The organism is Polyangiaceae bacterium (assembly GCA_020633205.1).
Taxonomy (GTDB): Bacteria; Myxococcota_A; Polyangia; order Polyangiales; family Polyangiaceae; genus JAHBVY01.
Window position 1 is genome coordinate 764,366 of the sequence record JACKEB010000011.1, and the last position, 18,732, is coordinate 783,097.

The following is an 18,732-nucleotide window of genomic DNA, read 5'->3' on the forward strand; positions in this document are numbered from 1 at the left end:
TGCGTCTCCGTCGCGCAGCGGACAAGCGCGGTCCGCGTCTGTGGACCGAAACACGGCTGACCTTCGAGCTCTTCCGCGCTGGTTTGGCATGCGATGGGGCAGGGGGGAAGCTCAACGTTGGCGCAACCTTCGTTCCGTGAGGAAGCGTCTTCCGCGTTCGTGCCGGCGCCCCCGCAGGCGGCGGCAAGCCCGACGCTGCCAACTAGGAGCACTGCGGCGCATACCCGGCGCACCTCACCCCCCAAACCGGCGGAGCCGGCCCTGCATGTCGAGTTCGCGGTAGATGGCGAGGGCTTCGCTCCGAAGCGCGCTAGCGGCGTCTGGCTTTGCCTCTGCGAGGGCCATCAAGGAATCGGCTAGCTCGTCACGTTCACCGGCAGGGCGCAGCTGTTCCACGCTGGTTTCCAGGTGTTCACGAGCACCCTCAGGATCACCCTCCCGCAGCGCGATCTGTCCGAGTAGGCGCTCAGAGAGCCCCAAGGTCACAGCGAAACCTTGCTCCGACAGGTGCTTCGCGCGCTCGGCGCAACGCTTGGCGGTGGCCAGGTCCCCCGACTCGAGCTCCACGACACCTAGACCCCACACGGCTTCCGCGACCACGAAGATCATTTCCACGCGGTTAGCAAGCTCGATCGCGCTGGTGAAGCTGAGGCGCGCCTTCTCCAGGCGGCCAAGCTCGAGCTCGATACGTCCTCGGTTGCAGAGCGCGTTGGCTTCCAGCCGCCCCTCGCGGGCCGACCGAGCGTGCTGCACGGCTTGCTGGGCGCTCTCGAGTCCGTCTTCGAGTTCTCCTAGCAAGCGCTGGTTGATCGAGATGTTGCCGTGGTGCTTGCCCGCTGAGCTGCGATCGCCGCTGGACTCAGCGAGCTTTGCCGCCTTCGAGTAGTGAGAGATCGCCCTGCGGTAGTGACCGGTAGAGCCCCAGGCGATCCCTAGGGCATTTTCTGCACGGGAAAGCAGCGTGGCATCGTCGAGGCCCTCGGCGAGCTCTGCTGCCTCGGTCGCCCGTTGCATCGTCTCCTCGCCTTTGGCGCCGAGGTAGGCGAGGTAGCTCAAGCTGAGGTTCGCTCGCACACGGGCTTTGGTGTCGTTTAGCTCGATGCCCAAGTTCAGTGCGCTGAGCAGGTGCTGGCCCGCCGCCCCCATGCGTCCCGTGCCTGTCTCGAGCTCTCCCAAGCTGAGCACGGCTTCGAGGCGTTCGCCGGAGCTCAAGCCGTGGCTCTCCGTCAGCTTCAGCGCCTGCTCCAAGCTGGATAGCGCGTCCGCTAGTGCGCCTCGCCCTTCCGCTGCACGACCCGCAAGAATCGAGTAGTGAACCGCCTTTGAGTATTGCCCTGCGGATTCGAAATGCTGAGCCATTCTGCGTAGCCGCGTCGGCCCGGCGTCGGGCAGCTCCTCGAGGGCGAGCGCGGCCGCGAGGTGCAGGCGTCGCTTTGCTTCGAGGTCCAGGTTCGCATACGCGACCTCGTGGAGCTTGTCGTGGGCAAACACGAGCCGCTCCTGCCCGAGACCCTGGACGTCTTGGGTCTGCGTCGGTTCGAGCATGCTGCGAACGACCAGGGTCTGCACCGCGGCGTCGAACGCTTTCTGTGACATCGCCTGCTCATTGGCTGCGTCTGCGGCTAGCACGTGGGCGCGGAACAAAACGTTGCTGTCCACCCGGCGCCCGAACACCGAAGCCAGCTCCGCCACGCGACGCGCGTTGCGATCGAGGCGGCTGAAGCGCAGCGCGACCAGCGAGGCGAGGCTGCTCGGCAGGGGGACGCTGCGCAAGGACTCGGCGGCGGCGGTGAGCTGCCAGGCGCCGTCCAGCCCGCGCGTCAGGAGCCCTTGCCCGACGGCGGCGCGCAAGTACTCCGACACGAAAAACGGGCTGCCGTGAGCGCGTTCGATGAGGAAGTCTGCGAGCTCGACCGGTGGGCTCGGCAGCGCCAACATGTCGGCAGCCATGCCCAGGATGCTGAGCGGGTCGATGCCTTCGAGCTCGAAGAGGCGCTCACGATCGTGGCTCGCTATGCGGTTGAGTTCGTCGGTTGATTCTGCCGTGCGGAAACTGCCAATGACGAGGATGCGGTGATCAGCGAAAGCGCGGCTCTCCACCAGCTCGGCGAGCCACGCGAGGGTCAGCGAATCCGCCCACTGCAGATCATCCAGCAACAGGAACAGCGGGTGCTGAGCTGACCAGCGCTCGAGCACCTGGGTCAGCGCGCGCCGCGCCTCTTGCTTCAGCTTGTCCGGGCTCAGGCGAGAGCCTTGACCCTCGCGGCACAAGCGAGGCTCAAACACACCAAGCGGTGTGCACGCGTCCCCAAGGAGCTCCTCGGCTCGGTCAGGTTCCGCGCTCGCGTAGTCCGCGAGCTGAGCCAAGAGCGGACGGATCGTTGAGAGGCTGGCGTTGCTGGCCTCCCCACGTGGAGGTTGTGCGCCGCAGGTGATGATTCGCGCGCCCTGACGCGCCGGCTCCCGCACCAGCTGGAGTAGCAAGCGTGTCTTGCCAATTCCGCTCTCTCCGCTCACGAAGCAGACGCCGCCCGTGCCCCGAATTGCTGCTTCGGTGACATCCCGCAGCACCTCGAGCTCCTTCTCGCGCCCGGCGAGCTCAGGTTGATACAAGTAGCTCGACGGTGCGGGACCCATGGACGAAGGGACTTCGTCCTGAAATAGCTCCAGCAAGCTGCGCTTGACGTCCAGCGCGTAGCCAAGCCGCTGCGCTGGCTGCTTTGCCAGGAGGCGCATGACCAGCTCGTTCAACGCAGGTGGCGTGTCCGGAGCGAACTCCGTCAAGGGTGCAGGGGGCTCGTACAGCTGCGCCCGCAAGAGGTTGCCAACCGAATCCGCGAGGAAAGGAGGCCGGCCGCTGATCAGCTCATACAGGATGCAGCCCAACGAGTACAAGTCCGCGCGCGCATCGACGAGCTCGTTCTTGACCTGCTCTGGCGCGATGTACGCTGCGGTACCCATGGCCGTCGCACTGTGGGCCAGCGCGTCGCGCCCACGTGAGCCAGAGAACTCCGAGGCGATGCCGAAATCCACCAGCACCGGCATCTGATCCCCGCGGATAATAATGTTCTCGGGTTTCAGGTCGCGGTGCACGATGCCTTCGCCATGCAGAAAGGCCAGTGCCGAGCACAGCCGCGACAGAATGGGCAAGACAGCTTGAACGCGCTGGAGCAGCGGAGGCAGACCGCTAACGGGCTCGTGCCGTATAGAGCTACTGACAGGGCCTGAGTCTGACCCCAAGCCTAGCGCGTCGCTGTCTGCGACTTGCGTCGGTGCGAAGCTCTCGGGCGCGATGGAAAGCGGTTCGTCGGTGATCGTCTCCGCGCCCCAAACACCGGATGACTCGGGCTTTGGAAATGCGGCGGAGTCGAACACATGGCTCAGCAACGTGCGCCCCTCGATCAGCTCCATCGCATACCAGGGCAAGCCCTCGTGCACGCCCTGATCGAGCACGCGAACGATACCCGGGTGATTCACCCGCGAGAGCGCGTGGATCTCACGCCGCAGGGAGGCGAACGCGAACTCGTTGGCCGCGTTCACTGTCTTGAGTGCGACCCGGCGGCCCGAGGATCGATGGGTCGCGCTGTACACCACGCCCATCCCACCACGCCCCAAGCGGTCGTGAGTCAGGTAGTCGCCAATCCAGAGTTCTTCGCCCATCGCGCGCTAGTGCGGTGCTGCTTCGGCGCGCCTCGGGCACGCGGTCGCAGGCACTCGGATCCTAGCTTATCAGTCAACCGCCGCCGGGCAGCGTCGGGTTTTTCATGCCGAGAGTTTCCGCGCTTCGGCGGTGCAGCTGGCTGGCTCGTGGCTGGGCTAGTCGGCCGCGCAGGCGTCCTGCTCTAGGTACCCGCAGAGCTCTGTTTCGGTTTGACTACAGGCGCTGCTGCGCAGCTGACAGCCCACGAAGCGTGGCTGATGGCAGTTCACGCACTCCTGCTCCTGACAACCGATGCAGCACGGGTCGTTTGTTGGCGTTCCGGTTGATGGCGGGGGTAGCCCAGCCATTTCGACGATTTGATCGTTTCGCCAAACGACCACGCAGTTGTTCTCGCTGGCGCACTCGTTCTCGCTCAGGACCGCACAGTCCGTGTTGCCGGCGCTTGTTCCCCCGTTTCCAAGACCCGCCGTTCCCCCCGTGCTTCCCGGGTCCTCATCGCTTGAGACGGAGCCGCCACAGGCCGCGCCGAGCGCAAATGTTGCGGCGAACAACGCCCAGATCCCACGTGTCATGGGCCGAGCCTATCGAAGGCTGAGCCGCGCGTCGACGTGACGAAAGCTCGCCAAAGCCTTCGAGGCAGCTGAGCAGAATTTGATTCCCGTATGGATTCGCTCTACTTGCGATCGGAGTGGCCCAGGTCTCGCTCAGGATCGACGCGATCTCGCAGCAGCTGTTTGATCTCTTTTGGTTCGGGAAAGCGCCCCACATCGGCACGAGAGAACAGCAGCTCGGCTTCACCGCCGGCGCTTTCCAGGTAGCTCACCTTGAACACGCCGCCAGTGCCCGGCACCAGCGCGAGCTCGCCGAACTCGACTGGAAACGTCGTCAGTAGTTCTTGAGCGAGCCAGCTCGCGCGCAACAGCCAGCGGCACTGCGTGCAGTACTCGATGGCCACGCGCGGGTAGCTCACGACTTCCAGCTGCGGCTCAGGTTCTTGGTGTTCTTCTCGATGAAGGCGCGCTCGACGTCGATGTCCAGACGGTTGGCGATCGCCAGCAGATAGTTCAAAACATCGACGATTTCTTCGCCAACGTTGGCGACCAGCTCGGTGCGTTCTTCCGGCTGAGCCTCCGCCTGATCGAAGAACCCACGGACTTTCCGCACGGCTTTAAATAGCTCTCCGACTTCTTCACCCATCAAGAAGCAATTCTCGATCAGGTTCACGTCGCTCCAGCCGTGATGCTCCTCGAGCTGCTTGATGTAGCGCTGGTACTCGCTCATCGGCGCGGACTCGTGCAAGCGAATGGGCGGCAGCTCGAGGGTCGGTCGGTCCCCAGTGTCCATCACTTCGATCTCCGGCTCGTCCAGCTCGGTGATCTCGGGATTGCTGGGGATGGGCTTGCGAGAAGCGTCCGTCGACATGTCGCGACGCATAGCACACGTTTGTGGCGCTCGGTTGCGCCCCGCGGGGCACGTACATTCACACGGAAAAAGCGCCAGGTTCCAGCGCTTCGGCGCTGTTCCGGTCTCTCGAAGTCTACGCCATGCCGAGCTCAGTGAGCTCCGCCTCGACCTCTTCCCACTCCGTCATCAGCCGATCGAGGCGACTCTCGATTTCGGCTTCCTCACGACGTAGCTGATTCACTTCTGTCTCGGGTGTCTGCTCGAAGAAGCCGGGTTCGCAATACTTGGCTTCGATCTCCGCCTTGCGCGCTTCGGTGGACTCGATCTGGCTCATCAGCTCGTCGCGCTTCTTGGGTAGCGCCTTGCGCTTGTTCGCGCGCCGCCGCCGTTCTTCGTGGCTCAGTCCAGCGTCTGGATCGGGTGGGGGTGAGGGAGCAATGCTGGGCTTCTTCTCAGCGCCCTTCGCCTTGTCACCGCCCTTCGCCTTGTCGCTGCCCTTTGGCTCCTTCTCGCCCTTTGCTTTGAGCACGACCTGATCGGCGTCTAGGTGATCATCGCCTTCGCGCTCCAGGTACTCCGCGTAGGTCCCTGGAAAGTCGATGATGCCGTCGGCTTTGATTTCCACCACGCGCGTGGCCAGCTGATCGACGAACCAACGGTCGTGGCTGACGAAGAGCAACGTGCCGTCGTAGTCCTTGAGCGCCTTCACCAAGGCCTCGATCGACTCCAGGTCCAAGTGGTTGGTGGGCTCGTCGAGCACCAATACGTTGGGCTGCTGGACCATCATGCGGCTAAATACAAGGCGAGCTGCCTCGCCACCGCTCAGCGCCTCGAGCGGCTTCTCCACCTCTTCGCCGCTGAACAGCACGCGTCCAAGCATGCCGCGCACGTAGCTCGTGCCCTCTTGGGGACACGTATCCCAGAGGAAATTGAGGGTGGTTTGCTTGGGCTCCGAGAGCAGGTCTTTGTGATCCTGAGCGAAGTAGCCGATCTGTACTTCGTGTCCCCAGTTCACCTTGCCAGCGTCAGCCTCGAGTCGATCCACGAGGATCTTCAGTAGGGTCGACTTCCCGAGCCCGTTCGCGCCGATCACCGCGACGTGCTCTCCGCGGCGGATGCGTAGCTCCACGTCGCTGAGCACCTGCTTCTTGCCGTAGGCCTTGCTCAGCCCCTCCACCTCCAGCACGTCCTTGCCGCTTGGGCGCTTCTGCTTGAAGGCGAACTTCGGGTAGCGCCGGCTGCTCTTCGGCAGTTCTTCGACTTGAATCTTTTCGATCTGCTTGACGCGGCTCTGGGCCTGGCGCGCCTTGGTGGCCTTCGCGCTGAAGCGCTCAACGAACGCCTTCTTTTCCGCGATGATGCGTTCGTTTTTAGCGATCTCCGCTTCCTTGCGGATGCGCGTCTCTTCTTTCTGGTTGCAGAAGGCAGCGTAGTTACCTTTGTACGCCGTGACGGTGCCGTAGTCGACGTCTAGGATGTGCGTGGATACCGCGTCGAGGAAGCGGATGTCGTGGCTGATCACCACCGCGCACCCCTTGTACGCCTTGAGGAAGCCTTCGAGCCAGCGGATGCTCAAGATATCCAGGTGGTTGGTCGGCTCATCGAGGAGCAGGATGTCTGGCCTGGCCACCAGAGTTTGCGCGAGCAATACCCGGAGCTTGAACCCGCCGCTCAGGGTCGAGAGCGGTCGCGTCAGTGCATCGTCCGGGATGCCGAGGCCCACCAGCACCTGGCTTGCGCGCGACTCCAGTGTGTAGCCATCCCCCGCGGAAATGACTTCGGTGATGTGCGCAATGCGTTCAGGGTCGACGTGGCTGTCTTCGTCCCACGTCTCTTGCTCGCGTAGCGCCTCGAAGACTTCAACGTCGCCCTTCATCGCGCAGTCGAGGATGCGTTGCGAGTCGTCTTCGAAGCGATCCTGGCGCAATACGCCTACGCGCGCGTTCTTGGCGAAGGTCATGCTGCCGTCGCTCGCGGGCTCATCCCCCATCAAGATCTTGAGCAGCGTCGTCTTGCCCGCGCCGTTCGCACCTACCAAGCCGTAGCAGTTCCCGGCATCGAGCTGCAGGCTCACTCCGGCGAACAACGTGCGGGGACCGAAACCCTTGGCCAGGTTCGAAATGCTGATCACGGGCCGGGGGTTAGTCGCTTTGGGCGGTCGGAGCAAACGGCGGTGGCGCCTTTTCGCTACGGATGCGCAGCCACGCGCCGTTCTTGACGTTGAAGCCTCATGCTTAGTGCCTCCACACCGCCCAGAAAGACGAGACCCGTGTATTCTAAGGAGCGCGTGTCGGGGCGCCTCACAAGCTACTTGGGAAGCCTACCGAACGGGCTGGAATCCTACCCAGAGTGCACGGTCAAGACGTCCTTGCTGCGTGGGCTGCTTGCGGCGTGCCCTCCCCTGGATGACCTGCAGGTTCAGGGGCCGCTGAGAGAGCTGCTGCTGGATCCGCCCGGAGCGAACGCTTGGATCCCGGAAGCGCACTTCGTCGCAGCGCACTTGGCGATCGCCGACGACCTCGAGCTGTCCACCGAAGACATGTTGCAGCGCACCTACCAGGCGAACAAAGCGCTCACCGGATCCGCGATGTACCGCGCGCTCGCCTCTGTAGCCTCGCCCGCCTTGCTGTTGCGTGGTGCGAAGGCGGGGTGGGGTTTGATTCATCGTGGTGTGCATCTGACTTTACATGCAGAAAAGGCGCGAGCGCGCTTGGTTCTGACTCATCCGCCGCACCTCTACAATTCCTTGGCGCACGAGTCCGCGGCGTGGGGCTTTCGCGCGGTCGTCGAAGCCGCACACGGCCGAGAAGTGCAAGCAGTGCTGGAGCAGTCCATGCCCACCGGCGCAAGCGTGCTCGTCGCTTGGGCGTGACGCGAAGTAGCCACGGGCGCGAGCAGTTCTCGACACCAGACGCGGCCTGCTTTCGCTAGTCATCTCTCAGTCACGGGCGCCATGCGTACCCCACGCCGAGTACGAGTTGCGAGCTGGTCAGCAGCCGAGGCCGCGCTCAGCAGACCTGCGCTCGGGGGTGTCTGAAGGAGAGGTCGGACGCCCCCGAGCCCACTATTCTTCGCGCCACTGCGTGTTCAGCGACGCATGGGCTCTGCAATATTTCCCTGGGGACTCGACCGATGTTCGCGCGTTGAGGCGTAGGGCACGCTAGGATGCGCTGATGAGGGCGGTCGCGCTGGGCTTGAGCTGGCTTCTCGGAGTCTCAGGCTGTGGCTCTGTGTTGGTGGATGCCGAGGCAGGGCCCACCTTCGCCCCCGCACATGTCGAGGGGCGGACCGGTGCTGCGATCACCCTGGGCAGCGGCATGAACCTCAGCAACGACCAGTCAGCTGAGTCTGGTGGGGTCGGGATGGATCTGCGCGGCCGCGTCACGCGTGACGTTCAAGAGGTTGCCTTTGGTCCACACCTGTATGTCCTCGCGGATTCGCTCGTGACGCCCTTTGCGCGAGTGGGAGCGAGCCTCGTTGAGATCGGCAGCGTAGACGATGACTTCAGCTTCGGCATGTTTGGTCCGCACGCTCAGCTCGGCATGGTCTGGGCGCCGTTCGCGCTCTCGGCGGTCGGCTCCTACAGCATCCGCTTCGGTCCCGATGACGACGCCTTCGTTGGGCTACTTTTCGGCTGGGGCTTCGGTGGGACGACTCGCACCGTCCGCGAAGCGTTTTAGACCAACGCTGGGGCGCCTCTTGACCCATGAACATCGCTCCTCCCCCCCAGAAAAAACGCGCGCTTGCTGAAGTCGGGATTGCGCTGTCTGCCGTGGCGGAGATCCGCTAGGAGCGCCTGCATGGTCTCGCAGATCTTCGATGAAGCCCGTTGGCAAAAGGTGGACGGCTTCGATTTCACCGACATCACGTATCACCGCGCGGTCGATCAAGGCACCGTGCGCATCGCGTTCAATCGTCCTGAGGTGCGCAATGCGTTCCGACCTCACACGGTGGACGAGCTGTATCGCGCTCTGGATCACGCCCGCATGTGGAGCGACGTGGGCTGCGTGCTGTTGACCGGCAACGGACCTTCGCCGAAGGACGGCGGATGGGCTTTCTGCTCTGGCGGTGATCAGCGCATTCGTGGCAAGGACGGCTACAAGTACGAAGGGGCTGAAGGCGTCGACCCGGCGCGCCTCGGGCGCTTGCATATCCTCGAGGTACAGCGGCTGATCCGCTTCATGCCCAAGGTGGTCATTGCGGTGGTTCCTGGCTGGGCAGTTGGGGGAGGGCACAGCCTGCACGTGGTGTGTGATCTGACGCTAGCCAGCAAGGAGCACGCGCTCTTCAAGCAGACGGATCCCGACGTCGCGAGCTTCGACTCGGGCTACGGCTCGGCGCTGTTGGCCCGCCAGTGTGGCCAGAAGTTCGCGCGGGAAATCTTCTTCCTTGGCCTGAATTACAGCGCCGATGAAGCCGTCGCGATGGGCATGGCGAACAAGTCGGTGCCTCATGCGGAGCTGGAGAACGTCGCCCTCGAGTGGGCGAAGCTCATCAACGGCAAGAGCCCGACGGCGATGCGCATGCTCAAGTTTGGTTTCAACCTGCCTGATGACGGGCTCGTTGGGCAGCAGCTCTTCGCCGGGGAAGCCACGCGCCTCGCCTACGGCACGGAAGAGGCCCAAGAAGGCCGCGACGCGTTCCTCGAGAAGCGCCCCCAGGACTACTCGAAGTTCCCCTGGCACTTCTGAAGGCCATCCGAGGCTTCAGGCGCGTTCCAACTTCAAGGTTCGATGGGGGGGACCGCCAGGGACGCCAAGGACGCCAAGGATTGGGGGTAGCGTCTTCAAGTGCCGTGCGGAAACGTACGGGCGCGGAGCTTCATCTGCGACCTGGCCTCGTTCGGGAAGCCGCGTCGGGTTTCAGAGAAGCCTCCCGGCGGCGTTCCAAAAAATCTTGGCGCTCTTGGCGTCCTTGGCGGCTTTTCAAGTCCCGGTTGGCTTCGAAACTGAATCACCCTCAGGGGTAGTGCTATCAGCGAACGCGGGTCCGAAACCGGGACTCACGGTCAGATTATTGCGTGCAGCTGAACGGTTTTGCTCTCAGCGCGATCCAGCCAGCAGGAAGTCATCCTGGCGAGTGGATGTGGGTGGATCTCTTCCACGGCTCGGCGTACTCCATGGAGGTCCTTCCGGAGCGGTGCGGAAGGCATGCAACCCCTCTCGACTCGCGCTCATATGCGTGAGCACACGCGGCGCGCGTTGGTGCGCGGCGCACTCGGTGGACGGCGAATGTCAGAGCGTGATCCTTTGGGCGTGTGCGGTGAAACGCTCGCGCAGAAGTACGAGATCCGCGAGCTGGTGGCTTCCGGTGGCTTTTCCCTGGTCTACAAGGGGCACCACAAGCTGTGGAAGTCGGCGATCGCGGTGAAGTTCTTCACCTTCCTGGCGCAGGCGCCAGCGGAGGATCGGGCGGCGCTCCAACAAGCGTTCGTGAACGAGGGTGCGCTGCTCAGTGACTTGTCTTCCCAGAGTGCGAGCATCGTTCAGCCGCGGGACGTCGGGACGTTCACGACGCCCGAGGGCGAGTGGATCCCGTACATGGTGATGGAGTGGCTCGACGGTGAGCCGCTTGGCGCGATCTTGGACCGCGAGAACGGCCGTGGTGACCCGCGACGCACGCCCGCGGAAGTGTTCTTGATGCTGGAAGGCGTTGCTCGCGCCCTTGAGCTCGCACATCAGCGCGGCGTGGCCCACCGCGACGTCAAGCCGGAGAACCTCGTGGTGGTCGGCGACCCACGCGAGCCCGACGTCGTCAAGCTGCTCGATTTCGGTGTCGCGCAGATCATGGACGCTCAGGCGCCAGTGCTCGGCACGACTGGGCGTCAGGTCAGCTCCTTCACTCCCAGCTACGGGGCACCAGAACAGTTCGACTCGCGCTTTGGCAAGACGGGACCTTGGACGGACGTCTATCAGCTGGCATTGGTCGCAGCGGAGCTTATTTCCGGGCGGCAACCGCTCAGTGGGCCCAATCCTGCCGATTTCGCCGCATCGAGCACGGACTCGCGCACCCGTCCGACCCCAGCAGCCTTGGGCGCCTTCGTCTCGCCGGACGTCGAGGCGGTGTTTGAGCAGGCCCTGGCGCTCTACACCACGGACCGCTACATCAGCGCGGGTAAGTTCTGGTCAGCGCTCGCTGATGCTCTCGGCATCATCCAGACGCCCAGCGTGCGTCCGCCGCCGATCTCCGACTCCGCGGTGCGCGCAATGACGCCTCCAAACACCGCGAGCGGCAATACGGCACGCTGGGACGCTGACCTGGACTCGCTGCCCACAGCCTCGATTCAACCGCTGCCACGACCTTCACACGTGCCGGCGGTGTCTGCTACGAGCGGCGCGGTTGCGAGCGGCGCAGGTAGCGTTGGTACGGAGCCGCTGCCGCGCTCTCAAGTCCCTACCGTGCGGAAAGATGGGCGTGAGGTGCCCGCTGGGCCATCTTCGCCTCCCCTCAGCCGGTCGTTGCCGAGCAAAGCTGAGCGGCCGGGGTCGCGCTGGTTCACGACGGCGATGATTGCCGGCTGTGCGGCGTTGCTTGCTGGAGGCGGCGTCTTCTTCCTGACTGCAGCGGGGAAAGACAGTGCGAGCCAGGTGCGCGCGACTGAGGCGACCGCGCAGCAGCCCGCTGCAGCCATGCCGGCTCCCAAGGCAGCGTGCCCTGAGGGCATGCTGAACATCCCCGCCGGGCAGTACTTCATGGGGTCTGATGCTGACGACGCGCTCGACCTGGAGAAACCAAGCCATCACGTCCTGCTCGATGGCTACTGCCTGGACGAAACCGAAGTCACCGTCCACGCCTACCAGAAGTGCTCGGACGCCGGAAAGTGTCGTCGCGCTTCGAAAGAGGTCGAGTGGGACGGGATGACGAAGCCGCAAGCGCGCATCTACTCCACCGCGTGCAACGAAGGCATCGAGGGCCGCGGCGATCACCCGATCAACTGCGTCAGCTGGCAGCAAGCCCACGACTACTGCGAGCTCGCCGGAAAGCGTCTCCCTACGGAAGCTGAATGGGAGTACGCTGCGCGTTCTTCCGACGGCCGCGTCTACCCGTGGGGCGACGAGGAGCCTTCTTCCAAGATGCTCAACGCGTGCGGCTGGGAGTGCGTGAACTGGGCCAACCGCCAAGGTGAGAAGCTCACCTCGCTCTACGAAGAGAACGACCGCTTCCCTACCACCGCTCCCGTGGGGAGTTTCCCTGCGGGAAATTCACGCTTCGGTGCGAAGGACATCGTGGGGAACGTCTGGGAGTGGGTCGCGGACTGGGAAGGCCCGTACACCAAAGACGAAAAGCACAATCCGACCGGTGCCGCGAAGGGCGAAAAGCGGGTGATCCGTGGCGGCGCGTGGAACGGCGGCTACAAGGCCTGGTTACGTCCGAGCTTCCGTTACGCCATGACGCCAGACACGCTGAGCCATGGAATCGGGTTCCGCTGCGCGGCTGACCTGACGAAGTAACTGCGCTGACCAGGATTGGCGTTAGCTCAGCGCGCGCTGTTCATCACCCAGGTGCACTCGTCAGAGTACGACGGGGTGTAGCTGCTGACCGAGATGTCCGAGCCCGAGGTCCGGGTGGGGCAATGCCAGAGATAGGTCGCGGACTGGCCGCAGCCTTCAATACCCCAGGAGAGTGCGTCCGCGGGCTTGATGTAAAGGGACGCCGCGTCGCACTTGAAGTCGAGGGATGCGCGCGCCTTCAGGCGTTGCTCCTTGAGATCGTTCACCAGTCGCCAAACGCACTTCTTGGAGTACTGGGTCTCTCCGTAGGGGCAGGTCAGCACGACCTGGATGCGTTGCCCGCAGCCGTCGCCGTTCACGATGTGCTCGCTGTACTCCTTGAACCGCATCTCCTTCTCGGGGCAATTCGCGTTGCGCGAGATCAACGTCTTTGCGCCCTTGGGGACACTGGCGCAGCCGAGCCCAAAGAGTGTGAGCGCGAGCAAAAGAAGACCGAGGTAGCTCTTAGTTGCGGGCATTGTTCAAGATCCAGGTGCAGTCGTCAGCGTAGGGCGGTACGCGGCTGGAGACTTTGAAACCGTCCCAGTCATAGCGGCTCGACGTCTGGGCCGCGCAGGTCCAGAGGTAGGTACCCGTTTGCTCGCAACCGCGGACGTTCCACGCCTGCTGGTCGAGGGGGGTGATCGCGAGCTCTGCCCCGTTGCACTGGAAGTCGGCTGAAGCGCGGCGGCGTAAGCGCTCCGCCTTTAGTTCCGTAACCGAGCGCCACGTGCACTGATCGTCGTCCACTGTAGAGCAGAGGTGGACGGCCTGTTCGAAGCGACCGCAGCCGCTACCGCTGACGAAGGAGCCCTTGCGCTTGAACTCCATCTCGTCCTCGGGGCACCGCGCCTGGGTCGAGATCGCAGACTTGGCGGTTTGAGGGATGTTCGAACAGCCCGCGAGCAGCAGCGGCACGAGCAGGTACCAGAACGAGCGCATCCGTTCGCAGCTAGCAGCTCACCTCCGTTCACTCAAGGTCCCTGAACCGGCAAACGCACGGTTGCGAGTGCTCCGCCGCTCTTCGGGTCAGAAACGGCACCTGCCGCTGCCGTGCGGTTCTCTAGCGTCAGGCTTCCGCCGTGGGCTTCGGCAATCTGGCGCGCGAGCGCTAGGCCAATGCCAGATCCTCCCGGTTTCGTCGTGAAGAAGGGGACGAAGAGATTGCCGGGGTTAGCGATGCCAGCGCCATCGTCTTCTACCTGGATCAGCACAGCGCCGTTTGACTTGGACCAGCGCAAGCGCACTGACTCGCTGCCCTGCTCTCGGCTTGCTTCGGCTGCGTTCTTTACCAGATTGATCAGCATTTGCTCGAGTTGATCCGAATCCGCGCGGATGGAGCACGCCGGTCCTGACTGTATCTCGACGTTGACCCGCTGCTCTAGCTTCGCCACTCGCCTAACCCACTCTGCGACGGAGACTTCCTTCAGTTGCGGCTCGGGCAGCCGCGCGAGCTGAGCATAGGCTTGCATGAAGCGTGCGAGGGACTCCGCACGGCGCTCGATCACTTTGAGTCCGCTCTGGGTGTCTTGCTCCCATTCGGGATCGCCGTCCCGCGCGGTGAGGCCTTCGGCGATCGAGCGCGAGATGGATTGGATGGGGGTGAGGGAGTTATTGATCTCGTGACCGATGACCCGCACCAAGCGCCTCCAGGCGTCCCGCTCCCGTTGCCGTAAGGCAAAGCTGACGTCGGACAGCACGAGGAGGGTGTGCGCCTCCCCTGACAGGCGGAAGGTGCCGCGCCTGAGCTCCCATGGGCCGCCAGGGAGCGCCGTATTGCCTTCGAGGGTGCGCGGCGCGGGGCCGGCGAGCAAGTCGTCGATCCCAAGGTCGGTCGCCGCTTTGTCGAGTAAGCTCGAAACCGGCCGCCCGACGAGTTTTGCTGCCGCCTCATTGGCCAAGCGGATGCGACCCTGCTCGTCACACGCCAGCACGATCACGTCGACCTCGGCCACGACCTTCCGCAGCAGCGCCCAGGCTTCCATTTCCCCGAGGCGATGCCCGCGGAGCGTGTCTCCGAGGTGGTTCAGCTCGACGAAGACCTCGTTCAGCGCTGGGTCCGCCGCAGTGGAACGAGCGCGGATCGAGAAGTCGCCCTCGCGATAGGCAGCAAGCACGGAGGTGACCGTGCGCAGGCGCCGAGCGTTCGTGCTGAGTTGCCAGGCTACCGCCAGTAGCGACAAGAGCGCGGTCACGCCCAGTTCGGCCCAGGTTGGCGGTGCTGCACGATAGCTGCACAGCGCGCCCAGACCGAGCGGAGGTAGCGCGATGCTCGAGGCGCGCAGAGCAGCGACGACCGGCTGCTTCACGGGGTGCCGGCGTCCCTTCCGAGCGCTGAACGCGGAGGATTCATTCGGAGACCTTCAAGCCCAGCGCCTGCAGGCGTCTGTAGAACGCGCTGCGGGAGAGCCCGAGCTGGCTTGCCGCTTCGTTCGCGTTGTTGGTGCGGTTGATTGCCGAGCGGATCAGGTACGCTTCCGCTTCTGCGAGGGTCATGCGCTCGATGGGCCTGACCGCCTCCGCCGAGGGCCGAAGCGTCAAATCCGGCACCTGGATCTCCTCACCCCCAGCAAGCACGACGGCGCGTTCGATGACGTGTTCGAGTTCGCGCACGTTGCCTGGCCATGGGTGGCCGAGCAGGGCGGCTAGGGCGTCGGGCGTGAATCCGCGAAGCGCCTTGCCGTAGCGCTGCGCCTTGGTTGCCAGGAACTGACCAGCGAGGGCAGGGATGTCTTCGCCGCGTTCCCTGAGCGGCGGAAGCTGGACTTCAACCGTGTTGAGACGATAGAGTAGATCCTCGCGGAAGTTGCCTTGGGAGACCTCTCGCGTGATGTTCACGTTCGTCGCGGAGAGCACCCGCACGTCACACCGGCGAGTGCGCGACGAGCCAACGGGCTGGAACTCGCCGCTCTGCAACACGCGCAGGAGCTTGGCCTGCTGAGCCGCGGGCATGGTGCCGATCTCATCCAAGAACAGCGTGCCTTCATCCGCGAGCTCGAAACAGCCGAGGCGATCCGCCTTGGCGTCGGTGAAGGCGCCTTTCACGTGCCCGAAGAGCTCACTCTCGAACACGCCGTCAGCCAGCGCGCCGGCGTTCACAGGAACGAACGCACGACGCGCGCGTGAGGACGCGGCGTGAAGCCAGCGCGCCACGACGTCCTTGCCGGTGCCGTGTTCGCCGGTGATGAGCACGTTCACGTCAGCCCCAGCGACTCGCTCCAAGAGGCTCGTCACCTCCCGCATCCGTGGGGATTCGGCAACGAGTTGCGGGAGATCGCGCTTCTGTTCACGCTCACCCTGTGCCTGTAGCCGGCCGGCGTTGCGTGCTGCCTGGCACAGCTCAACGTGAAGCTTGATCGCCGCCAGCAGGCGCTCGTTTTGCCACGGCTTCTCGATGTAGTCCCGGGCGCCGCGCTTCATTGCCTCCACCGCGCTGCCGACGCTGCTCCACGCGGTCATCACCAGCACGGGGACATCTGGCGCGACCCGGGCGAGCTTGCTCACAAGCTCGAGCCCCTCGCCACCGGAGGTTGTATCTCTCGCGTAGTTCATGTCCACCAAGCAGAGGTCCAGATCTTGAACCTCTGCCTGCTGGAGCACCTCCGCGGGTGTTGCCGCGGGGATGCAGTCGTAGCCATTTTGCTTGAGCAGCAAGCGCAGCGCAGCGACGATGTCACCCTGGTCGTCGGCGACCAGCACCTTGGGCCTGCGCTTGTTTTGCTCCGTCATGGCGTCACCTACTCATACCGCAGAGCGCTCGCTGGTGGCATGCGCATGGCCTTCCAGGCTGGGAGCAGGCAGGCCAAGGCGCCAATCAGCGTCAAGACCAGGGGAATGCCTGCAAAAGCGGCGAGATCGAAGCGCTCGACTCCGGGCATCGAGTCTTCGAGATTCCGTCCGAGCCAGATGGCGCCGAGCAGCCCAAGCAGCGTCCCGATGGCGAGCAGGCGTAGACCGCCCCCGACGACCAAGCGCATCACCGCGCCTGGAGGTGAGCCGAGGGCCATGCGTAGACCGAGCTCCCGGGTGCGCTGTTGAGTCGAGTACGACACGAGACCGAAGATGCCCATGCCGGCGAGAACTAGCGCGGCCAGAGCGAACGCACTCAGCATGTTGACGGCGTAGCGTTGCGTAGAGGTTCGGCTGGCGACTCGCTGCTCGTAGGGGCGCAGGGTGGCAACAGCCAGTGTGGGGTCGACTGCTTGCACCGCGCCAGGGATGGCCTTTGCGGTTGCTGCCAGGTCCCTGGAGCGAACGCCGAACGAGACGTAGGGTTCCGGGCTCTGAGCGTAGGGCACGAAGGCTTCGGCCTTTGGCTCGTCGTAGGGGCCGTTCTTGCGTACGTCTGCGGAGATCCCAACGATCTCTCGCCATACGGGCGTGTCGTCACGCTTGGCGCCCCAATCGATACGCTTGCCGATCGGATCCTGATCGGGAAAGTACTTTGTTGCCGCCGTTTGGCTGATGATCATGATGTTCCGTGCGGATCCATCGTCAGCCTCCGTGAACTCGCGACCTCGGATCAATGGGGTGCCTAGTGCCTGGAAGTACCCGGGGCCCACCATGTTGCGCTCCATTACCGGCCGCTCCCCAGGGGCCCAGTCGGGCTTGCCTTCGATCTTGAAGGAGCCGCTGTTGTTGGAACCCATCATCGGCATGCAGCTGTTGACGATGACGTGGGTGGTTTCCGGCAGCGTGTTCAGTTTCTCTCGCAGGCCTTTCACGAATGCGGCCATCTTCTCTTCGTTGTCGTAGTTCTTTCCGGTGAGCAACAGCCTGCCCGTCATCACGTTCGAGGCGTCCACGCCGAGCGGAGTGTCCACGATGCGACCAAAGCCACGCAGGGCCAGACCGCTGCCGATGAGCAAGGCACAAGCCAGCGTGACCTGGGCAACGACCAACACAGACCGCACGAGCTTCTGCTTACCGCTCACTCCGGAGCGCGCCGCCGAGGACTTCAGGACGCTCTGTGGTTCGATCGACGAGACGGCGAGAGCTGGGATGAGGCCGAATAGCAGCCCGCACAGAGTACAGACGAAGGACGTCGCCAGCAGCGCGAACCAATCGACACCCACTTCCACCAGACTGGCGGTGCCGCCAACCAGGCCGTCGCGGAAGAGCTCGACCAACCAGAACGACAGCAGACTTCCACCCACTGCACCAACCAGGAACACGACGACTGTTTCGGTCAATACCTGACGCACGATACGCGACCTGGGAGCACCGAGAGCACCGCGCAGTGCCATTTCCGCGCGGCGACCTTGAGCCCGAGTCAGCAGCAAGCTCGCGACGTTTGCGCACACGATCAAGAACACTAGGCCGACCGCGCCGAACAGCGTACCAACGGACGAACGCGATCCCCCTACCAACGCCTCGTGCAGGGTTTCCACGTGCACGCTGACCTTGGTGTTGGTGTCGGGATACTTCGCCTCCAAGCGACCCATGACCGCGCCGACCTCAGCTTGAGCGCTCTCGAGGGAAACGCCTGGTTTGCGTCGTCCGATGATGTGCGCGAAGTGGTCGCCTCGACCCCACTCGTCCAGGTCAGGCCGGGAGACATGGATCGGCACCCAGATCTGGCACTCGTTCGAGTAGGGACCGGAGAAACTGAAACCCTGATGGGCTACGCCCACGACGGTGTAGTCGTTGCCGTTTAGCGTGATTGCCCGGCCCACGATGCCTGGATCCGAGTCGAAACGGCGCTCCCAGAGTGCGGCGCCAATCACGGCAATGCGCGGCGCACCTGTCTTGTCGTCGTCTGAAGTGAAGTAGCGGCCGTGGAGGGGCGCCTGTTTCCATAGCTGGAAGAAGTCCGCGCTGACGTTCGCGCTGGGTACGAACTCCGGCTCTGCGCCCTGGGCGCTCAGACTGTATCCAGCATAGTCAACCGCCGCGACCGCCTCATAGCTCTCGCTTTGTTCGCGAACGTCGAGAAAGTCAGGGTAAGAGAAGCCCGATTTGGGGAACAACCGCTGCTTGAGCCAGATCATGTCCAGCTGCTTCGAGTCCTCGTAGGGCAGCTGACGCATGAAGAGGCTCTCGGCGATGCTGAACATTGCCGTGGTCGCGCCAATGCCAGCGATCAACACCGCAAGCAGCGTCGCAAAGAAGCCCGGGCTGTGACGTAATTGACGCAGGGAAAAACGGATGTCGAAGAGTAGCTCGCTCATGGCTTCC

General features: G+C 64.0%; 14 protein-coding genes. 4 read left to right on the plus strand and 10 right to left on the minus strand.

Annotated elements, in window-relative coordinates; genetic code table 11:
* Window positions 1-234: 234 nt before the first annotated feature.
* The 5 genes from H6718_09875 to H6718_09895 form a co-directional block, all read right to left on the minus strand.
* Window positions 235-3,660, minus strand: a complete 3,426-nt coding sequence (locus H6718_09875) for a protein kinase (protein ID MCB9585697.1) — start codon at window positions 3,658-3,660, stop codon at window positions 235-237.
* A 156-nt stretch (window positions 3,661-3,816) separates the two neighbouring features.
* Window positions 3,817-4,233 (minus strand): hypothetical protein, encoded by a 417-nt coding sequence (locus H6718_09880; protein MCB9585698.1) that lies wholly within the window; start codon window positions 4,231-4,233, stop codon window positions 3,817-3,819.
* Window positions 4,234-4,334: 101 nt separating this feature from the next.
* The gene (locus tag H6718_09885) at window positions 4,335-4,631 is read right to left on the minus strand and encodes a SelT/SelW/SelH family protein (GenBank protein MCB9585699.1); all 297 of its coding nucleotides are present in this window, start codon (window positions 4,629-4,631) and stop codon (window positions 4,335-4,337) included.
* Window positions 4,628-5,005: a hypothetical protein gene (locus H6718_09890; GenBank protein MCB9585700.1), complete on the minus strand. Its 378-nt coding sequence runs from the start codon at window positions 5,003-5,005 to the stop codon at window positions 4,628-4,630. The genes H6718_09885 and H6718_09890 overlap by 4 nt, the downstream gene beginning before the upstream one ends.
* A 193-nt stretch (window positions 5,006-5,198) precedes the next feature.
* Window positions 5,199-7,196, minus strand: a complete 1,998-nt coding sequence (locus tag H6718_09895; protein MCB9585701.1) for an ABC-F family ATP-binding cassette domain-containing protein — start codon at window positions 7,194-7,196, stop codon at window positions 5,199-5,201.
* Between the two features lie 138 nt (window positions 7,197-7,334).
* Here H6718_09895 and H6718_09900 point away from each other — a divergent pair, with 138 nt between their 5' ends.
* The 4 genes from H6718_09900 (at window position 7,335) to H6718_09915 (ending at window position 12,516) form a co-directional block, all read left to right on the plus strand.
* A complete protein-coding gene (locus H6718_09900) occupies window positions 7,335-7,937 on the plus strand; it encodes a hypothetical protein (GenBank protein ID MCB9585702.1) in 603 nt (200 codons plus the stop codon).
* Window positions 7,938-8,238: 301 nt separating this feature from the next.
* Entirely contained in the window at window positions 8,239-8,745 is a 507-nt protein-coding gene (locus tag H6718_09905) for a hypothetical protein (protein MCB9585703.1), read from the plus strand.
* 120 nt (window positions 8,746-8,865) lie between these two features.
* Window positions 8,866-9,756 (plus strand): 1,4-dihydroxy-2-naphthoyl-CoA synthase, encoded by an 891-nt coding sequence (locus tag H6718_09910; GenBank protein MCB9585704.1) that lies wholly within the window; start codon window positions 8,866-8,868, stop codon window positions 9,754-9,756.
* 540 nt (window positions 9,757-10,296) lie between these two features.
* Window positions 10,297-12,516: an SUMF1/EgtB/PvdO family nonheme iron enzyme gene (locus tag H6718_09915; GenBank protein ID MCB9585705.1), complete on the plus strand. Its 2,220-nt coding sequence runs from the start codon at window positions 10,297-10,299 to the stop codon at window positions 12,514-12,516.
* A 26-nt stretch (window positions 12,517-12,542) separates the two neighbouring features.
* On the opposite strand, the gene H6718_09920 is transcribed toward H6718_09915, so the two are convergent.
* The 5 genes from H6718_09920 to H6718_09940 are packed head-to-tail and all read right to left on the minus strand — an operon-like array spanning window position 12,543 to window position 18,725.
* A complete protein-coding gene (locus tag H6718_09920; GenBank protein ID MCB9585706.1) occupies window positions 12,543-13,034 on the minus strand; it encodes a hypothetical protein in 492 nt (163 codons plus the stop codon).
* The gene (locus H6718_09925) at window positions 13,021-13,497 is read right to left on the minus strand and encodes a hypothetical protein (protein MCB9585707.1); all 477 of its coding nucleotides are present in this window, start codon (window positions 13,495-13,497) and stop codon (window positions 13,021-13,023) included. Before H6718_09925 ends, H6718_09920 begins: the two co-directional genes overlap by 14 nt.
* A gap of 32 nt (window positions 13,498-13,529) precedes the next feature.
* Window positions 13,530-14,864: a GHKL domain-containing protein gene (locus tag H6718_09930; GenBank protein ID MCB9585708.1), complete on the minus strand. Its 1,335-nt coding sequence runs from the start codon at window positions 14,862-14,864 to the stop codon at window positions 13,530-13,532.
* Between the two features lie 40 nt (window positions 14,865-14,904).
* Window positions 14,905-16,284 carry a sigma-54-dependent Fis family transcriptional regulator gene (locus H6718_09935; GenBank protein ID MCB9585709.1) on the minus strand — a complete coding sequence of 460 codons (1,380 nt, stop codon included), beginning with the start codon at window positions 16,282-16,284 and terminating at the stop codon, window positions 14,905-14,907.
* Window positions 16,285-16,292: 8 nt separating this feature from the next.
* Window positions 16,293-18,725 (minus strand): ABC transporter permease, encoded by a 2,433-nt coding sequence (locus H6718_09940; GenBank protein MCB9585710.1) that lies wholly within the window; start codon window positions 18,723-18,725, stop codon window positions 16,293-16,295.
* Between the last annotated feature and the right edge of the window lie 7 nt (window positions 18,726-18,732).